The 17,106-nt window shown below is 60.3% G+C and carries 17 protein-coding genes; 6 read left to right on the top strand and 11 right to left on the bottom strand.

Going from position 1 to position 17,106, the window contains the following annotated elements:
- Positions 1–57: 57 nt before the first annotated feature.
- The 7 genes from ACH2CY_RS20655 to ACH2CY_RS20625 form a co-directional block, all read right to left on the bottom strand.
- Positions 58–1,038 carry an acyltransferase family protein gene (locus ACH2CY_RS20655; protein WP_395021351.1) on the bottom strand — a complete coding sequence of 327 codons (981 nt, stop codon included), beginning with the start codon at positions 1,036–1,038 and terminating at the stop codon, positions 58–60.
- A gap of 109 nt (positions 1,039–1,147) precedes the next feature.
- Positions 1,148–1,948 carry a DsbA family protein gene (locus ACH2CY_RS20650; protein ID WP_395021349.1) on the bottom strand — a complete coding sequence of 267 codons (801 nt, stop codon included), beginning with the start codon at positions 1,946–1,948 and terminating at the stop codon, positions 1,148–1,150.
- Between the two features lie 20 nt (positions 1,949–1,968).
- Positions 1,969–2,643 (bottom strand): transglutaminase-like cysteine peptidase, encoded by a 675-nt coding sequence (locus ACH2CY_RS20645; protein WP_395021348.1) that lies wholly within the window; start codon positions 2,641–2,643, stop codon positions 1,969–1,971.
- Positions 2,640–3,098, bottom strand: coding sequence for a hypothetical protein (locus ACH2CY_RS20640; protein WP_395021346.1), 459 nt, complete (start codon positions 3,096–3,098; stop codon positions 2,640–2,642). Before ACH2CY_RS20640 ends, ACH2CY_RS20645 begins: the two co-directional genes overlap by 4 nt.
- A 237-nt stretch (positions 3,099–3,335) precedes the next feature.
- The gene (locus ACH2CY_RS20635; RefSeq protein WP_395021345.1) at positions 3,336–3,818 is read right to left on the bottom strand and encodes a c-type cytochrome; all 483 of its coding nucleotides are present in this window, start codon (positions 3,816–3,818) and stop codon (positions 3,336–3,338) included.
- 182 nt (positions 3,819–4,000) lie between these two features.
- Entirely contained in the window at positions 4,001–4,348 is a 348-nt protein-coding gene (locus ACH2CY_RS20630; RefSeq protein WP_395021343.1) for a hypothetical protein, read from the bottom strand.
- A 55-nt stretch (positions 4,349–4,403) separates the two neighbouring features.
- Positions 4,404–4,850 carry a YqaA family protein gene (locus tag ACH2CY_RS20625; protein WP_395021342.1) on the bottom strand — a complete coding sequence of 149 codons (447 nt, stop codon included), beginning with the start codon at positions 4,848–4,850 and terminating at the stop codon, positions 4,404–4,406.
- A gap of 38 nt (positions 4,851–4,888) precedes the next feature.
- On the opposite strand from ACH2CY_RS20625, the gene ACH2CY_RS20620 reads away from it, so the two are divergent.
- From ACH2CY_RS20620 to ACH2CY_RS20595, 6 genes are all read left to right on the top strand, one after another.
- On the top strand, positions 4,889–5,728 hold the full coding sequence (locus ACH2CY_RS20620) for an NrsF family protein (protein ID WP_395021340.1): 840 nt from the start codon (positions 4,889–4,891) through the stop codon (positions 5,726–5,728).
- 938 nt (positions 5,729–6,666) lie between these two features.
- Positions 6,667–8,022: an MFS transporter gene (locus ACH2CY_RS20615; protein ID WP_395021339.1), complete on the top strand. Its 1,356-nt coding sequence runs from the start codon at positions 6,667–6,669 to the stop codon at positions 8,020–8,022.
- Positions 8,023–8,133: 111 nt separating this feature from the next.
- Positions 8,134–8,412: a DUF2933 domain-containing protein gene (locus ACH2CY_RS20610; protein WP_395021338.1), complete on the top strand. Its 279-nt coding sequence runs from the start codon at positions 8,134–8,136 to the stop codon at positions 8,410–8,412.
- A gap of 27 nt (positions 8,413–8,439) precedes the next feature.
- The gene (locus ACH2CY_RS20605) at positions 8,440–9,114 is read left to right on the top strand and encodes a methyltransferase family protein (RefSeq protein ID WP_395021336.1); all 675 of its coding nucleotides are present in this window, start codon (positions 8,440–8,442) and stop codon (positions 9,112–9,114) included.
- Between the two features lie 66 nt (positions 9,115–9,180).
- Entirely contained in the window at positions 9,181–11,043 is a 1,863-nt protein-coding gene (gene ftsH, locus ACH2CY_RS20600; RefSeq protein ID WP_395021394.1) for an ATP-dependent zinc metalloprotease FtsH, read from the top strand.
- Positions 11,027–11,569 (top strand): hypothetical protein, encoded by a 543-nt coding sequence (locus tag ACH2CY_RS20595; RefSeq protein ID WP_395021334.1) that lies wholly within the window; start codon positions 11,027–11,029, stop codon positions 11,567–11,569. Before ftsH ends, ACH2CY_RS20595 begins: the two co-directional genes overlap by 17 nt.
- 62 nt (positions 11,570–11,631) lie before the next feature.
- On the opposite strand, the gene ACH2CY_RS20590 is transcribed toward ACH2CY_RS20595, so the two are convergent.
- The 4 genes from ACH2CY_RS20590 to ACH2CY_RS20575 all read right to left on the bottom strand — a co-directional run bounded on the left by ACH2CY_RS20590 (position 11,632) and on the right by ACH2CY_RS20575 (position 17,049).
- Positions 11,632–12,888, bottom strand: coding sequence for a type II restriction endonuclease (locus tag ACH2CY_RS20590; RefSeq protein ID WP_395021332.1), 1,257 nt, complete (start codon positions 12,886–12,888; stop codon positions 11,632–11,634).
- A gap of 375 nt (positions 12,889–13,263) precedes the next feature.
- Positions 13,264–14,154 (bottom strand): ribose-phosphate pyrophosphokinase, encoded by an 891-nt coding sequence (locus ACH2CY_RS20585; RefSeq protein ID WP_395021331.1) that lies wholly within the window; start codon positions 14,152–14,154, stop codon positions 13,264–13,266.
- Positions 14,147–15,688, bottom strand: coding sequence for a thymidine phosphorylase family protein (locus ACH2CY_RS20580; RefSeq protein ID WP_395021329.1), 1,542 nt, complete (start codon positions 15,686–15,688; stop codon positions 14,147–14,149). Before ACH2CY_RS20580 ends, ACH2CY_RS20585 begins: the two co-directional genes overlap by 8 nt.
- Entirely contained in the window at positions 15,685–17,049 is a 1,365-nt protein-coding gene (locus ACH2CY_RS20575) for an MBL fold metallo-hydrolase RNA specificity domain-containing protein (RefSeq protein WP_395021328.1), read from the bottom strand. The genes ACH2CY_RS20580 and ACH2CY_RS20575 overlap by 4 nt, the downstream gene beginning before the upstream one ends.
- Positions 17,050–17,106 lie beyond the last annotated feature (57 nt).

Genomic DNA, 17,106 nt, shown 5'->3' with positions numbered 1-17,106 from the left:
GCCGTATGAACCCCGCGCGACGCGCCGGACTTTGAACCGGCGCGTCGCGCGTAGTCCTTAGAAGCTCTGCGGCTCGACCGCCGGTTCGCGGCGGAACAGATGCTTCGGCCATTCGAACACCACGTCGAGACCGAACCGGCGCAGGGCCAGAGCCATCACGATTGGCATGAACAGACCAGCCGCGGTGCAGAGCAGAAAGATCGGCCAGAACGACTCCCAGTGAAACAGCTTCATCAGAACCTGTCGTGTGAACGACGAGAAGATCACGTGGGCGCTATAAATCTCCAGCGAGAAAGTGCCGAACAGAGTCAGCAGCCAGTTCACGCCAGGGATATGCACAGCCAACCTTGAGATCGCCAAGCAGGCGCCAACGCCGACGATCGACGCCGGAATCGCAACCAGATAGTACTTCGAAAAGCCGAACTCGCGGGTGATCATCACCGGCAGCACAATGGCAAGCGCGACCAGCGAGGCGCCGACGATCGGCCCGAACGGGAATCCCCTGGTGCGCAGAATACGATTGAAGCCGATGCCGAAAACAAAGAACAGGAAGAGATAGGACAAGCGCCGGATCTCCTCCGCTTCGAAGAATGGGATGACCGCAAGCACCAGCGCGGAGACTACCAGGGTGACCCAGATCCCGCGCTTCAGCAGGAAGAATACTGCGACGTAGTAGATGAACAGAGATTGCAGGAACCAGAGATGCGAGCCCGGCGTGATCACGGTCATCAGGACCTCACCTAAAGTCCGTTGATCGAAGGGCGACGGCTTGATGTACCAATAGATCGAATAGACATGCGCCCAAACGAGAAAGGGCCAGACCACGCGCTGCAGCTTGCCGGTGAAATAGGCCTTCGGCCCCTTCCGGAGCGAGTATTCGACGAAGAGACCCGCGACGAACATCATCAGCGGCATGCGTATCATGTCGCCGACCGGCGTCCAGAAATCGAACAAACCCTTGGGCGTCAGCCCGGCATTGTTCATCGCTTGCAGGATGTGGAAGGTGACCACCGACACTTCCGCCATGCCACGGGCCATGTCGATCCAGGCAGTGCGCGAAGGGGCTGCGGCGGGCTGTACAAGGGCTGCGGCGGCGGCGGTCATAGGGGACCGGCGGAGGAGGGCGTCGCGAAGCATGCTCTGAGTCTCATTGCTTATGATCGTCAGGCGAGACCACTGGCAGGACGTCCCCTGCCAATTGCGACGCGGAACCCAAGCACGGCGCCGATGCGCAAGCTTTGCGTCGCGCCTCGGCAACCAGCTTTCGCATGTCGTCGAGCGAGATCGCACCAGGAACCGGAATCCGGCCGAAGATGAATCCGGGCGTACCGCTGAAGCCCAAACCTCGTCCTTGAAGCAGGGTTTTTGAAATCTGTTCCTGGATATCCGGCCCCTGCATGTCATTGAACATGCGCTGGGGATCGACCTGAGCGTCAGCAGCTAGCGACTCCAGCGCTGCCGGTGTGAACTGCCCGCGATACGCCATGAGCGTCTCATGCATCTCGCGGTAGCGGCCCTGTTTCGCCGCGGCAAGCGCGGCCTTGGCGCCGGTGACGGAGTCCTCGCCGAGGATGGGATACTCTTTCATCACCAGGCGAATCCCTGGATCCGTGCGGATGAGCTCCCGGAGGTCTGCCGCTACCTTTTTGCAATAGCTGCAATGGTAGTCGAAGAACTCGACTACGTTGACGTCCCCATCCGGGTTTCCGAGAACGGGTGTGGCTGGGTCGCGGAAGACGTCCTGCTCCCTCGGCACCGGGACCTGCGGGAAGTCGAGTGGGCCGAGCCAGTCGGGCACCGGCGACTGAGCTTCTTGAACGAACTCGTCCAAATTGACAGAGCCAATGTCGGATATGACGGCCGTGCCGCTCTCGGCCTCCGCGCGCGATGAGAGGACGGCCAGAAGGGCCGCAAGCGCCAGGAAACGGACAGGAATGCTGTTACGCATGGCTAAAGACCTCCATCGTCTCACTTCCCCGGCAGGTGAACCCACCAGGACAACTCATTGATCGAAAGCGCGGGCTGAAACTCCAATCGAACGAGCTTTTCGTCCATCACCGAGGCCACACGGTTGTCGAGTACGAGGGCCCCGCTTCCCTCATAAACGACCAGCACGGCATGTCCGAGCCCGCCTAGGCTGCGAATCCGCACTGTCACGATCCGCATGTTCTCGACTGGATAGCCGACTGCCTTCAGCAGCATGTACTTGGCAATTGCATAGTCTTCGCAGTCGCCGCTCTTGCGGAGGAACTGAAAGGTCGTCGCCCAATATTCGTCCTTGCCCCAATTATCGATGTCGAGGATATAGGGATGCTGGACGGGATCATTCATTAGCCGATTGGCTTCCTTGATCATTGCCATCGGGTTGCCCACCGCTCGAACCTTGGCTACGAGCTGATCCCAGCCTTTACCGGTACAGGTGCTGTTCTCGCAGGGTGCACCGCCCTGCCAGCGCTTCAGCATGGCATTCCATTGAACGACGGAACCGATCTTGACCGTCCAGTTGACCGAGGCGATCTCCTTCGAGTTAAAGATATTGGGATACGAGCGCGCCTGGGCGGGCACCGCGAGCGACAGTGATATCAACATGAAGACGAACGGTGCCCCGGCCTTGAGCGCTGGCCTCCGAAGGGCCGCAATCATGACAAGTCCCCCGCCGGTTTCTCCAATCCTGCATCCACCGCGACATTGGCTGACTTCAGCAGGAGCGCGGCACCGGTCACGACGAGCCCGGCGAGACCGAGATAGAGGCGGGCCGGTTCCAGGTAGGTCAGCAGCAGACCAGTTCCGAAGAGGGCGACCAGGAGCTTGTTGCAGATCGGGCAGGCCACGCCCAGAAATGTGAAGAGACTGCCGGCACCGACTGACTTGATGCCGCAGGACGACTTCGGCAAGGCGATGTAGAGACCGAAAAGCAGCGACTGCAAGCCGAGAACAGGGATTTCCGCTCCGCTGACCGGGGTCATCCGAATGAAAAAGGGGTTCGGCCAGAGGGCGGTGATCGTCCCGAGCGCGGCAAAGGTGAAGATCGCCACCGCGGCAGCGACTGCATACATCCGCATGGTGAGATGAACGAGATGGCTGCCGCCGAGACTCAATCGGCCGATCACCGAGTGTGGGTTCATGGGTACATCCATTGTACTTTCTCCGTTTGCCGTTGCTTGCAGCCGATCAAGAAGCCACCAATCCGACACCCGCGCCCAGCAGCAGCGTGAGCAGGATCACGGCAATGAGCGTCCGCACGACCTTCTGTCGTCCAGAAACCTGCTTCCTGAAGATCGGCCGTCGTCTCCTGGTCACTCGCTCTCTCCTTGCGTTGAAGCAGCCATCTTCAGCTACTGTGCGCCCGACGGACCGAGGCCCTGTTCGGCGGCGCTCTTCGTCGTTGCGCGCTGGCGCTCCTGAATATCCGGCGGCCATGTACTCTTGATGTATGCGATCACGTCCCAGATCTCCTGGTCCGGCAGGCGATCGCCAAAACCGACCATGTTCGTCTTGTAATTCGCTGCCAGGGCTGCGACGCCGAGCTTCGTGATCTTGAACAGCTGCTGATCAGGGTGATGCCATGTATGCCCAGTCGCATCGTGCGGCGGTGCCGGCAGGACTCCCTCCGCCGTTTGTTCTTTCCAATTCGGCTGTCCCTGCAGCCGATCTCCATGACAGGAGGCGCAGTTGGCGACATAGACCTTCTGGCCGCGCACAACCGTCTCCGCATTGATTGGATCGGCCGGCGAAACCCGTTCGGCCAATTGCCAGCCGCCGATTGCGACCAGAACGGCAGCAACGACGCCTGCTGCGACGAGCGTTGGATTCTTCAACGGAAACTCTCTTCCTCGCACTCGAACAATGGTTACGACTTCCTCCTTCTGCGGAGCCAGACGATCGTGTTGCGGCGGGCTTGCTACATCGTCCGCATAGCGGACCCGTTAGCCGAGCTTGCGGCTTTGCCAGCCTCAGCCCGTCAAGGGACTAAGACTTCCAGGGTAGCAAGGCGCGTGATCTAGGCGCGGGGAGGGGAATCGTCTGGAGCGATGCGCCAATCTGAAAAGCGCTCGATCTCGAGCGGATTGGCTGTGCTGCGGATGGGAGAGGCGACCGAAGCCGCGTCCGGCAGGATGGCGGTGAAAGCCGCCCCACAGAGTGCGACGCACAAGCTGCAGCGTGGGGGGCCACGGTCTCCGCGCTCGCTGTCGGAGCAGTCAGAAACCTGGGATTGGGCGGCAGCGACTTCAACGGAGTGCTTGGCGTAACCCGAGCCGACAGGCGCCGTGGTCGCCGTCCCGAGAACAGCCAGGATGCTGAAAACAAACGCAAACACGGTGGCGAACGACTGGCGGGCCATGATCAATCATTGCCCCGATATCCGCGCCGATACAAGGTAAATATCCATTTTCGGGCCTGCGCTAAAAGAATGGCATGAGCGCCCTGGCGCCCCAGAGCACAACGAGGTACCGGGCCGCTTTCCCGACCGCGACCAGGACGATGAACAGCCGGAAGTCTACGCGAAGGACGCCAGCCGCCACGGTGATCGGATCTCCAATGACCGGCAGCCAAGCGAACAGAAGCAGCCAGTTGCCGAATCGGCCAAATCTGTCCACGGCCGCTTGAAGCGCCATACTGGAGGCCGGAAACCACTTGCGGGTGGCAAGCTCTGCAAACCAGCGTCCCAACATCCAATTGACTGCGGAACCGAGAGTGTTGCCAATGGTGGCGACGGTCATGAGCGCCCATGTTTCCGCCGGCCGCGATACTACCAGCGCGGCCAAGGTTGCTTCGGAGGAGCCGGGCACCAACGTCGCCGCGAGAAAGGATGAGCTGAAGAGGAGTGAGTAGGCGGCCGTATCGCCCATTCTAGTGCTGCGCCGGTCCTTGGGTGGGGTTGCCGGTCATGACCCGTGATGAACGATGGGAAGCGCCACTTGTCCCGCTGCCAGAGTATACAAATGTTAACATAGCGCCCGACCCGATCGGCGGCAATGCACATGCGGCGTTCCGAGAGGCCGCAAGTAACGAATCTCCCGTAGCCGACGAATGGCAAAAGTATATCGATCCGGAGAGAGCGATGGAAACCTCTGATCTGATTTCACGGCTCACGGAGAGAGCTCAGCCGGTCGAACCTATCGAGTCTCCGGAGCGCAAAGTGTTGCGCTTCTGCGTCGTTGTGACGCTGGGGCTTGCGATGACCGATCTTCTCGGCAGGCACGGAAACACCGTTGCGTTCACCTCCGGTCCGGCTGTGGTTGCGAGCCTGCTCGCAGCGGCATTCACATCGCTCTTGGCTGCGTACGCGGCCTTTGTCACAAGCGCGCCCGGTCGATCATCACGAGCCGTGTTGCTCACGCTGCCCGTTTCAGCGGCGTGGTCTGTGGTCCTCGTGCCTGAGGCGGTGCGGCAATGGGCAGCCAGTGGCTTTTCAGGTCTTCTGCTGGAACCCAGCATCGATTGCGTTCTGTCCGCTATAGTTCTTTCGGTCCCACTGTTGGTGCTCTTCGGCTTTCAAATCTCTCGTAGCGCGTCAGCTCGCCCGGCGATTGCTGGAGCCTTTGGCGGGATTGCCGTGGCTGCCGCCGTGTGGATTGGCCTCAGGATCCTCGTTCCCCATCCGGACTCAATGGCGATGGATATGCTTGTCGAGCAAACCGGCACAATGCTGATCGTCGCGATGATTGGAGCGGTGGCCAGCCCCGGCATCATTGGACGGATCGCACCAGAGCGCGATACGATTTGAGCCGGAAGGGGTGAGAACTGCGATATCTGGCGCATCGGTAGCATGCGACCTGGGTGCGGGCCTGGCAGGAGAAGCAAGCTATATTGCGCGACTGTAGCGGGCATGCCTGAAGCCATAGCTCGCCCCGCGGATTGATCGAATAGCAGCCTGAGGAACGGGCGCTTCCCTGTCAGCAATGGGCTATTCCGGCAAGCATTGACTTGGATCAATGTTAGAGGCTCCGTCACGTGGCCTCATGGCTATTGGACGAAACTCGTGGTGCTGATCCATGTGGATGGAACGAGCAGACTTTGCGTCGCGGATTGCTGCGGTGATGTTCTTGATCGCCGGGCTCGTGCTTGCCGAGCCGTCCGCCGCCTCTTCAGCTCTCGAACTCCGCGTGGAATTTCAAGCCACCGCTCCGAACGAGCCCGGGGTTAGCGTAGCGGCCGAAGGAATCGCGCGAAGCGTCATGTACGAGGCATCGACCGAGGCTCCCGCGCCGCAACCTTGCGGCCAGTCCAAGGCGCCTTTTCCATGTTGCGGCGCAAACTGTCCATGCCCCTCTGTCAGCCTCATTTCCTCCGACGACTTGCCGCCGATTTCGATGTTCTCGCTGAGCGACACCAGTGCAAGAGATCTCTCAGAATCTGGCGGGCTACAAAAATCTCCCGACGAGCGGCCGCCTCGCCTCACCTGACCGGGTGACATTGCGCTCGGTGACGTCTAGCTCAACCAGGTTCCCGTCCTACACTTGTCCTCGATTTATCGAAAGACAGTGGTTCTTGGCGATGCCTGGCGGAAAGAGTGATTCTCCACTGAGCTGAGAGGGCGATGCGCCAGGATTTCTCCGGTATCCGCCTTCCGAAATATTAACACCGCGCTACATCTAGCCGGTCGTGGCGCGACTGTTCACATGGACACTGGCCTTGAGCGGCGTCTCACTGCGGAGTGCGCATATGGCAGCGGTCAAGATCGCGGATTCTCGATTTGTGCAAAAGCACAATGCGAACTGGGTCAGCGGAAACAACAATCCAGCGCAAGCCGGTGCATATGTTCCCGGTGACGGCGTTATTGAAGAACGCATCGTTCATCCACTGCGATGGTCGAGCCTGATTTCGTTGCTGTTGGCTATGTTCGTGATTACGGTCGGATATGGCTACCTGCTGCCCGTTCTGCCGCCCATGATTGCGCAGATTGTTGGAACATCGGATCGCGAGAGCTTATCGCGACATACCGGGATGCTCACCGGAACCTATACGCTCGCGCTCTTTCTATTTGCGCCGCTGTGGGGCCGCGCAGCGGACCGGCATGGTCGCCGGTCCGTGATCTTGGCTGGTCTGTTGGGGTTCGCATCTACCCTGGCACTGTTCTCCATCGCGGATACGCTTGCACTGCTCTATCTTTCGCGTCTTCTCAACGGGCTGTTTGCGTCAGCGATCACGCCGGCCGTCTACGCCCTGATCGGCGATCACGCACCGTCGAAAGAGTGGCGCGCACATCGGTTCGCAATGGTCAACATTGCCGGTGCTTCCGGCTTCTTGATCGGCCCCATGCTCGGCGGCTTAACTTCGCTTATTGCCCGAGAAGTCACGCCGGGGCCAAGCACGGGAATACCGTTGCAGGCGCCCTCTTATATCACGGCAGCCCTTGCGCTCGTGATTGCGCTTGCGATCTGGAAGCTAGTGCCGGAAAGAGTCCCGCGCGCGATCGATAGGCAGGCGGCGCTCAATCCTCCCTCCAATGGCACCGTCCTTTGGCGATTGCTCGCCGTATCGTTCGTGACAGCCCTGGCGGTGGGAGCCTTTGAAGTCGGCTTGTCGCTGCTGGGTACGCAAACCCTTGGCATGAACATCTCGCAGCTCGGCCTCATGTTCATGGAGTGCAGTTTGGTGATGCTCGTCGTTCAGACGTTAGTGTTCTCACCGTTCATCAAGATAGAATTCACGCGTTGGTTCTTTGCACCAGCGCTTGCCATTCTGGCGAGTAGCTTGGCGGTGGTGCCTCTCGCAGAAACCGGCGTCGCAATGGCCATCTCTGTGGCCGTGGTGGCAGCCAGTGCAGGGGTCCTCTCGCCCATCGCCACTTACTGGATCTCGCTTGGCGCCGGCGAAATGCAAGGTACCCGGCTTGGGTGGCAGACGGCTGTCGCGAGCCTTGGCCAGGCGATTGGATCGGCCGCCGGAGGCCTGTTCTTCGACGCCAAAGTCTTCGTCAATGCATCGTTTACACTTACCTCTGTCGTGGTCTTGGTAGGCCTGTTGGCCAGCATCGGGTTGCCGCGCCTTCTTGTGCCATCGCATCAGCTGGGGTGAGCAGGCATTGCCGACGATGCCGGGTTGCGCTGAGTCAAAGTCGTCGCGTTGCCATACTGGTAGCCTAAGTTCGCCGGTGTTTCCCGAGCAGAAAGCTGAAGGAGTGTCGATATGGATCATACTGAGCACGATCGTAACAAAGACGGCTTCTTTGCATCGCGCACGAACATCGTGCTGATCGCGTTCCTCGCGATCGGCGGGTTCTATCTCGTGGCGGAGCATCGGGCACATCTCATTCCATTTCTTGGATACTTGCCCCTCCTGCTGATCCTCGCATGTCCGCTATTGCATATCTTCATGCACGGCGGTCACGGGGGGCATGGCGGAGGCGGGGACGCTGATGAAGTGCGGTCCGACAAGCGCCAGAACAGCCCGCCGCATCAGCATTGAGGCTCAAACTCGATTTGGAGAATCTCCATGGATGACAATGCTCCCGCTTACGGCTTGTGGCTGCTGGTTGTCGTAAACTCGGCCATCTTCATCTTCTTTGCTTTCACCTTCTTCAGGCCGCAGACAAAGCGCGACTGGCGCTCCTTCAGTGCCTTCAGCGCGTTCCTCGTGGCGCTCTTCACCGAAATGTACGGCTTCCCGCTGACGATCTATCTGCTCTCGGGTTGGCTGCAAAGCCGCTATCCGGGCATCGATTGGTTCTCCCATGACGCTGGGCACCTCCTCGAGGAGATGTTCGGCTGGCGCGCCAACCCGCATTTCGGACCCTTCCATCTGCTGAGCTTCATCTTCATCGGCGGCGGCTTCTGGCTCATTTCGGCCGGGTGGAAGGTGCTCTACAACGCGCAGCACCGCCACATGCTGGCAACCACTGGAGCCTACGCCTATGTGCGTCACCCACAGTATGACGGATTCGTGCTGGTGATGTTCGGCTTCTTGCTGCAATGGCCGACATTGCTGACTCTGGCAATGTTTCCGGTCTTGGTCTTCATGTATTCGCGCCTCGCGCGCATTGAAGAGCGGGAGTCGATTGCCGAATTCGGCGAGGCCTACAAGTCCTACATGCGCGATGTGCCGGCGTTCATTCCCAGGCTGGGACGTCTTACCGGCGGCGCGAAGGACGGGCAGATGGGGCAGCGCTAGAGCCGCGGTAAGATCGGCCTTCGAGGAAGATCACGGCGCCTCTCTGTTAGGACAAGGACCATGGAAATCAAGCGCGAGCATCAAATCAACTTCTTGTACGTCATCGCCGCGTTCTTGGCGGTCATGCTCATTCAGAGTTGGCTCAACCAGCCGTCTCATACCAAGGAGATTCCGTACAGCGAATTCCAAAAGCTGGCGGATGAGGGGAAGATCTCCGACCTGCTCATCGGACAGACAACCATTAGCGGCACCATTAAGGACGCCCAGGAGAATGAGCCGCAACATTTCTTGACCAATCGGGTCGAACCCGCGCTCGCGGAGAGGCTCCAGAAGGATAATTTGAGCTTTTCCGGGCAGGCCGGACCTGGCCTTTGGCAATCGGTCCTGGGCTGGCTGATGCCGACACTCGGGTTTTTGTTGCTGTGGATGTTCCTCGTCCGCCCCATGGCGTCCGGCCATGGCATGGGCGGCATGATGGCAATCGGCAAAAGCAAGGCAAAAGTCTTCGTTGAGACCGACATCAAGACCACCTTCGCCGATGTGGCGGGGGTCGATGAAGCGAAGGATGAACTCAAGGAAGTCGTCTCCTTCCTCAAGGACCCACAGCGTTACGGTCGGCTTGGCGCGCATGTTCCGAAGGGCGTACTGCTGGTCGGTCCTCCCGGTACCGGTAAGACCCTCTTGGCGCGTGCAGTCGCCGGCGAAGCGGGCGTCGCCTTCTTCTCCATCTCCGGTTCGGAGTTCGTCGAGATGTTCGTGGGCGTCGGAGCTGCACGCGTGCGCGACCTCTTCGAGCAAGCGCGCAAACAAGCGCCTGCAATCGTTTTCATCGACGAGCTGGACGCACTCGGTCGGGCGCGCGGCAGCTTCATCCCCGGTGGCGGTGGCCATGACGAAAAGGAGCAAACGCTCAATCAGCTTCTAAGCGAGCTGGACGGCTTCGACACATCGATCGGTGTCGTGCTGCTTGCCGCCACCAACCGGCCGGAGATCCTCGACCCGGCACTGCTGCGCGCCGGGCGTTTTGACCGACAGGTTCTGGTCGACCGTCCGGACAAGAAGGGGCGATCCGAGATACTTCGTGTGCACCTTAAGAAGATCAAGCTCGCCTCCGGCATTCCGGTCGATGACATCGCGGCGCTGACGCCGGGTTTCTCGGGAGCCGATCTTGCAAATCTCGTCAACGAGGCGGCACTCCTCGCCACGCGCCGTGGTGCCGACAGTGTGACTTTGGACGACTTCACCCAGGCCATCGAGAGGATCGTCGCCGGACTTGAGAAGCGCAATCGCCTCCTTAATCCTCATGAGCGCGCGGTCGTCGCGCATCACGAGATGGGCCATGCGCTGGTCGCGATGGCGTTGCCCGGCGTCGATCCGGTCCAGAAGGTCTCCATCATCCCGCGCGGGATTGCCGCCCTCGGCTACACCATTCAGCGGCCGATTGAGGACCGTTTTCTGGTGGACCGTGCCGAGTTGATGAACCGCATGGCCGTGCTGCTCGGTGGACGTGCAGCGGAGAACCTGGCCTTTGAGGAAGTGTCCACCGGAGCGGCGGACGATCTCGCCAAGGCAAGCGAGATTGCTCGCAGCATGGTGGTTCGCTTCGGCATGGATCCAAAACTCGGGCAGGTCTCTTATGAATCTGAGCCGGCGCCCCTACTTGGAGTGCCTGGCGGTGGAGACTGGCACCCGCGGCACTACGGGGAGGAGACTGCGACTGCCATCGATAGCGCCGTACGAGGGCTCATCGAAACTGCATTCGAGAAGGCCGTCACTGTTCTGGAATCGAACCGCAAGCTGCTCGAAAACGCGGCCGCGGAATTGCTGATTAAAGAGACGATGTCTGCTGACGATTTGAGGAGCGTAGCGGGGCAGCTCGTGCCGGTTGAGGCGAGGACAAAGAGACCGGCGATTGCAGCTCAAGCGTGAGGAGGTCGGCGGCTGTCTCGGCAGATGGGTCCGGCAAGGGTATGAGGATGAAGAAATGTTGAAGGTTGTCTCGCTTGTAGCGGTTGTTCTGGCCGGAGCCTTCTTGGGCATCGGGTCGGCCCACGCCCAAGACAGCGGCCAAACCGTCACGACACAGGGGCTCACAGCCTACTTCGGCGTCGTTCCCGCCGCGATCGCCCGCGGCGTCGCCCGGAGCCACGGCGAAGCCGACTTGCACGGTGCGGGAGCGTCGGGACAGCCCAGCTATCACTTGCTTGTCGCGATCTTCGATGCCGCCACTGGCGACCGGATCAGCGATGCGACAGTGGCGGCGACCGTGACCAGATCCGGCCGCGAACCGCAGTCAAAGGCTCTGGAACCGATGGCGATTGCCGATACCGTCACCTATGGCAACTTCTTTGAACTCCCAACGGGTGCAACCTATCGCATACTGCTCGCGGTCACCAAGAAGGGCGATACGACGCCGACCGAAATCGAATTCACATACGACCAGGACTTCCGCTGATTCCCCACCGGGTTGAAGCCTCTTGAAACCCGCCGTGCAGACCGAATCATTTGGGACGGGCCTCAGGCCAGGACGCGTGCAATGGACTGCACTGGTTTCATGCCATGGCCGAACCGGGCGATCGCCTCTCGGTGCGTGCGCAACTCACCGTAGGGCAGATAGAGCACTTTGAGGTCAGTGATCCGGCGGAAAGCCGGCCGGGCGACTTGCGCGCGCACCTCTCCCTCGCGATCGTCCGGGGCGACGAGAAAGAGGCCTTCCAATGCATGCGCTTTGTCTCCAAGGGCGAGGTCTAACATGCGCACGATGCCGGAGTAGATCGACGTTGTATGCTCGACCTCGTATGCGGCGACGATGCCACCAGCGGCCTTGTCCAGCCATAGGACGTCGATCAGGCGAACAGCATCGTTGCTTTCGCCCGTCGCCATTGCGGGAAGGGTGTCCAGGCAACCATCGCCCAGCTTGCCACCGTTCAGTTGCCGGCCGCGGTCGTTCGCGGCCACCCACACGTCGTAGCCGAGGGCAATTCCCAGGTCCCGCAGCCAGCTTTGGATCTCGGTGTGCGTATGATCGCTCGCGCGAGCTTCGGTGATGATTTTGTTCGCCTTGAACGCCTCTTCCCGGACGCGCGCCAAATCCTGTTGCCAGGCCAGCACGGCTGCTTTGTCGTCTTCCCGTGGAGGCGCGGGATAGCGCCCGCTGCCGATGTCGAACAACAGGCCGCCAACGGCGCCGAGATCGTTGGAGAGAACACTGCGATACTGAGCGTTGAGTTCCAGGATCCCTTTGCGCATGGCCAGGAATTCGTCCCAGCGGCCAAGCTTAACTTTTGCACCCGTCAGGATGTTATAGCCATTGACGATAGCAGTGTTGAAAGGCGGAACCAGCGTCGGGTGGAGGAAATACAGGAGGTTCGCGACCGCGGGTCCCAGGCCCTTGATCTTCTTTGCATCGATGTCGTGGATCGCTGCCAGGATTTGCTCATCGGCATCGCAGCAGAGGCAGACGTCAAGGAGTCGACCGAATGCACGCTGGTTGTCGGCGTGCTCGTAAATGTCGGGTATACGCAGCTTCGGCTTCCAGAGGAATGCATGGTCGGCACCTCTGAAGATCTGACGCTGCTCAGCGATCGAGTGAACGACCGTCTCGAGCGTGGAACCTCGATATGCATTGCCGAAGGTGCCGTTCTCGATTTCAGTCACGACTTCCTGAAGCCCGCGCCGGATCGAGCGAAAATTCTTGATGCGCTCTTCCCAAAGGAACCAGGACCGATAGGTCCCGTTCGGATCGGCTCGCCAGCGGTCGAGCAGCAGTTGCATTGCATCCGACAAGGTAGCCCCCAAATTCGTCCGGCCGCGCGAACAGGCGACGAACGGTCACAGCCTGCCAGAGAAGCCCGGCCCTGTAAAATGGCGTTAAAGGGATACGGCTTTGCCGGGGGGAACGAGCTCCGGCGGTTCGGGCTGTAAGTCCCCTGGAGGCAATGCTTCGCCAGCCAGGTCCGCACCGTGTATTGGTTCCTTATCCCTTGCAGCGCACAGATATCAGGATAGCTGATTGCGGAACAGCCATGCTCCCAGCGAGAGGGTACCAGTTGCAATCAGCGCCATCGGCCACATATGGCTGAGCAAGACGTCCAAAGGCATTTCCTTCAGGAAAGTCCCTTATGACGTTCTCAGCCAGAGGAGGTCTCGCTACAATCCGGACAATGTTCTTGCCTCAGGCGCAATGAGACCGCACAAATCAATGTCGTTACTCTCATGTACCACCGTATTCGTCGTGACGACTCGAGCCGCAACGTCTCCCAATTCCTTGTAAGCGTCGTCGGCGAGGAGAGCATGGATGGCAATGCAGATCGGGGCCGGAAGGCCGGCAGAAACCAACTTCCTGCAGGCTTCGATCATCGTGCGGGCTGACGACGCAATGTCATCGACTAGAACCGGCATGCGAGTTTTCCACGCGGAGAGGTCGGGAAGCGATATCACGACGTCACGATCACCAAGTCTTTCCTTGCGCAGGACAGCATATGGGCACCCGACGGCGCGCGCGACCGCTTGCACCCATTGTTCGCTTTCGATATCCGGTCCGATCACGAGTGGCCGGGTGACATTGCGCTGGATCCAATCAGACAGCGCCGGACCGGCATGCACAGTCCGACTTGGGATCGCATAGATTTCGCCAAGCGAGGAATAACGATGGAGATGGGGATCGACGGTCACGAGCCAGTCGAACTCCGGCGAGACCAGCGCGGCGAAATACTTCGACGTGATTGCTTCGCCTTCGTTGAACCTCTTGTCCTGCCGCATATAAGCAAGATACGGCGCGATCAGCCCGATCCGGGCCGCTCCCAAGTCGCGGGCGGTCGAAGCCGCAAAGCTGAGCGGGAGGAACTTTTCATCAGGCCGGTCAAGCGTGCAGACAATCGCCAGCGACCGGCCGGAAACGTCCGTCCTCAGCCGCAGATAGGCCTCGCCATCCGGGAAGCGACGCGTTTCGAGGATACCAACGTCGGCGCCCAGCACTGCGCCAAGCCTGGATGTCATTTCCTCGTTGCCAGGCATCGGCATCAGAAGGAGGTTACTCATCCGCGCTCACCTCGAAGATATCGAGATGCGCCGCCGCATAGTCGAGAGCATATTCCAGCTCTCCCCGGGTCTCCGCATGCACCACGCAGAATGGCTGGCCGGCCTGCACCTGGTGTCCGAGCTTGCACTCCATATGCACGCCAGCCGCCTTCGAATCTGGCGCACCGGCGAGTTTTGCCAGCTTGGCAAGCTTGCGATTGTCGATCCGCACGATCCGACCGGACCGAGCGACCAGGAGTGGATGTTGATGCGCCGCCTCGGCAGGGATACGCATTCCGCCCTGTGCCTCGCAGATGTTCTGAAATTTCCTCCAAGCGCGACCATCGGCAAGGATCTGCCCTGCAAGCGACCTGCCTGTCCCTGACAAAACATCGCCGCCAAGCTCCAAAAGGGCACCCGCGAGGGTGCAGGCGCGATCCCGAAGATCGGCCGGTGCGCCCGGGCAATCTTGGAGGACGGCAAGCACGTCCCGGGCCTCAAGGGCCGGACCAATGCCTTGCCCCACAGGCTGCGATCCGTCGCTCTGCACTACCCTGACCTGCAATCCGAATGCGCCGGCGACGTCCACCAAGCGTTGTGACAGAGTGGCGGCTGTGTCCGCGCTGCGGATCTTTGCCGTCGGTCCTACTGGAAGATCGAGGACCACATGGGTTGATCCGGCTGCGATTTTCTTCGACAGCACGGATGCGATCAGTTGGCCTTCGCTATCGAGATCAAGGGCCCGCTCAACCCGGATGAGGACATCGTCTGCGGGGCTGAGCCGGACCGAGCCGCCCCAGACGATACAGCCGGATTCGCGTTCGACCACACGACGAATCGCGGCGAGATCTAGGTCGACGGGTGCAAGCGTCTCCATTGCATCAGCGGTTCCTGCCGGTGATGTGATAGCCCGAGAGGACGTCTTCGGCATCGTCAGACCGTGCGCCGCGACGATAGCGACGACAATCGGCGTGGTCCGGTTTCCCGGAAGTCCGCCGACTGAATGCTTGTCGACAATGAGCGAGCCCGGCCAGGACAAGCGCTCTCCAACCTCGAACATGACTCGTGTCAGTGCGATCGTCTCGTTGTGATCGAGCGGAAGCGCGGCGCAAGCCGTCACAAAAGCGGAAAGATGCACGTCGGAGTATCGACCAGCTACGATATCGGAGACGATTGATCTGAGCGATCCATCGTCCAGCCGGTGACCATAGATGCGCCGCCGCATCTCCGCGAGCGATTCAACCGGATCCGCATGTCGTACGGTCAAGCGGTCGCCATCGGTGACTTGGAGCCGGTGCCAGGCGGCTTCGGACAGGCCCACTTCGTTGAGCTGAACGACATCCGTGGAGATCTGATAGAGCGTCGCCACGATCTCTTGATCGTCTGACCGCACCGAGACCTGCGACCGGGCGGATAGGCCCTCCGAGCGGCAAACGTGGCAATCTGTTCGCATGAATACGATCGCCTGATCCTGGGTGTGAACGCCCAGGCGACGGGCTTGCAACGAGTGGTCTGTTGCGGTGGTCGTCGGAGTTGCGGCCAGCGAGCGGGTCATGTGAGGCTGACCTTCTGGCCGTGCTCCGGGACGGTGCATGGCCATTTGAGTTCCTCCTCGATGCGTTTCCGCAGGGCGTCGGATGCCGTGGGCTCGCCATGGACGATGAAAGTCATGCGCGGCGCGCGCTCAAACCCGCCGAGCCATTTGAGGATCTCATCCGAATCGGCATGGGCTGAAAGCATGGAAAGATTTTCGACCGGTGCCCGCACCGGAATGTACTCACCATGAATCTTGACGCTCTCCGCCCCACTGACCATCGCGGCGCCGCGCGTTCCTGCGGCTTGGTAACCGGCGAACAGGATCGTGCTGCTGGGATCCGGAGCGTATCGCTTCAAGTGGTGAAGCACGCGACCACCAGTGGCCATCCCGCTTGCCGAAATAATGACCTTCGGCATTGGATTGACGGTAAGTGCCTTGGAATCCTCTACGTCTCGGATGTAGTGAGCGATACTGCATGCCTTCTTGCACTGTTCGGACGAGAGTCTTTGATCCCCGATGTGGCGGCAGAGGAGGTCGCTTGCATTGATTGCCATCGGGCTGTCCAGGAAGACCGGGACATTGCCCAGCCGGCCGGCGGATTTGAGCTGCTCGAGGTAGAAGAGAAGAGATTGAGCGCGGCCCACCGCGAAAGCCGGAACCACCACCGTGCCGCCGCGTCCCACCGTCCGTGCAATGATTTCTGCCAATGCATCCTGAGGATTTCGGCGATCATGGCGCCGACCGCCATAGGTCGATTCGATCAACAGATAGTCAGCCTGGCGGACAGGCGTTGGATCGACCATCATCGGGTCATTGTACCTGCCGAGGTCACCGGAAAAGACGGTCTTAACGCCCTTCCAGTTCAATTCGACAATTGCTGCTCCAAGGATATGGCCGGCCCGGCGAAGACGAAGGCGAGCGCCGCCTGGCAACTCCTGATCGGTCTCGAACGGGACAGAGACGAATCGCTCCAGAGAGCGCTTTGCATCTTCAAGCGTATAGAGCGGCAGCGCCGGTGCGTGCTTGGAAAATCCGTGCCGATTGGCAAATTCCGCATCCTTCTCCTGCAGATGACCGCTGTCCGGCAGGAGGATCCCGCAGAGTTCCTCGGTTGCAGATGAGCAATGGATGCGGCCGCTATAGCCGTCGCGCACGATCAACGGCAGATACCCGGAGTGATCCAGATGCGCATGCGTGAGCACAATCGCGCCGACCGAACCTATCTCCACCGGGAACGGCGTCCAGTTCCGAAGCCGCAGCTGCTTCAGGCCCTGAAACAGGCCGCAATCGACCAGCAGTCTATCGCTTCCGGCATCGAGCAGATATTTCGAGCCGGTCACGGTGCCGGCGCCACCCAGGAACGTCAGTGTAAGGGGCATTTCATCCTCTGAGTTTCACAATAGAGGGCTCCTCCGATGCCAGCTGCGCCTCGGCCG

Source organism: Dongia sp., from assembly GCF_041905885.1.
Lineage (GTDB): Bacteria > Pseudomonadota > Alphaproteobacteria > Dongiales > Dongiaceae > Dongia.
This window is presented reverse-complemented; position numbering and strand designations above follow the sequence as displayed.

Coding starts and splice junctions, on each gene's coding strand:
- ACH2CY_RS20615 (WP_395021339.1), top strand. CDS start 6,667: ATGGCAGCGGTCAAGATCGCGGATTCTCGATTTGTGCAAAAGCACAAT.
- ACH2CY_RS20575 (WP_395021328.1), bottom strand. CDS start 17,049: ATGCCCCTTACACTGACGTTCCTGGGTGGCGCCGGCACCGTGACCGGC.
- ACH2CY_RS20585 (WP_395021331.1), bottom strand. CDS start 14,154: ATGAGTAACCTCCTTCTGATGCCGATGCCTGGCAACGAGGAAATGACA.
- ACH2CY_RS20610 (WP_395021338.1), top strand. CDS start 8,134: ATGGATCATACTGAGCACGATCGTAACAAAGACGGCTTCTTTGCATCG.
- ACH2CY_RS20645 (WP_395021348.1), bottom strand. CDS start 2,643: ATGATTGCGGCCCTTCGGAGGCCAGCGCTCAAGGCCGGGGCACCGTTC.
- ACH2CY_RS20625 (WP_395021342.1), bottom strand. CDS start 4,850: ATGGGCGATACGGCCGCCTACTCACTCCTCTTCAGCTCATCCTTTCTC.
- ACH2CY_RS20655 (WP_395021351.1), bottom strand. CDS start 1,038: ATGGCCCGTGGCATGGCGGAAGTGTCGGTGGTCACCTTCCACATCCTG.
- ACH2CY_RS20590 (WP_395021332.1), bottom strand. CDS start 12,888: ATGCAACTGCTGCTCGACCGCTGGCGAGCCGATCCGAACGGGACCTAT.
- ACH2CY_RS20650 (WP_395021349.1), bottom strand. CDS start 1,948: ATGCGTAACAGCATTCCTGTCCGTTTCCTGGCGCTTGCGGCCCTTCTG.
- ACH2CY_RS20580 (WP_395021329.1), bottom strand. CDS start 15,688: ATGACCCGCTCGCTGGCCGCAACTCCGACGACCACCGCAACAGACCAC.
- ACH2CY_RS20605 (WP_395021336.1), top strand. CDS start 8,440: ATGGATGACAATGCTCCCGCTTACGGCTTGTGGCTGCTGGTTGTCGTA.
- ACH2CY_RS20620 (WP_395021340.1), top strand. CDS start 4,889: ATGACCCGTGATGAACGATGGGAAGCGCCACTTGTCCCGCTGCCAGAG.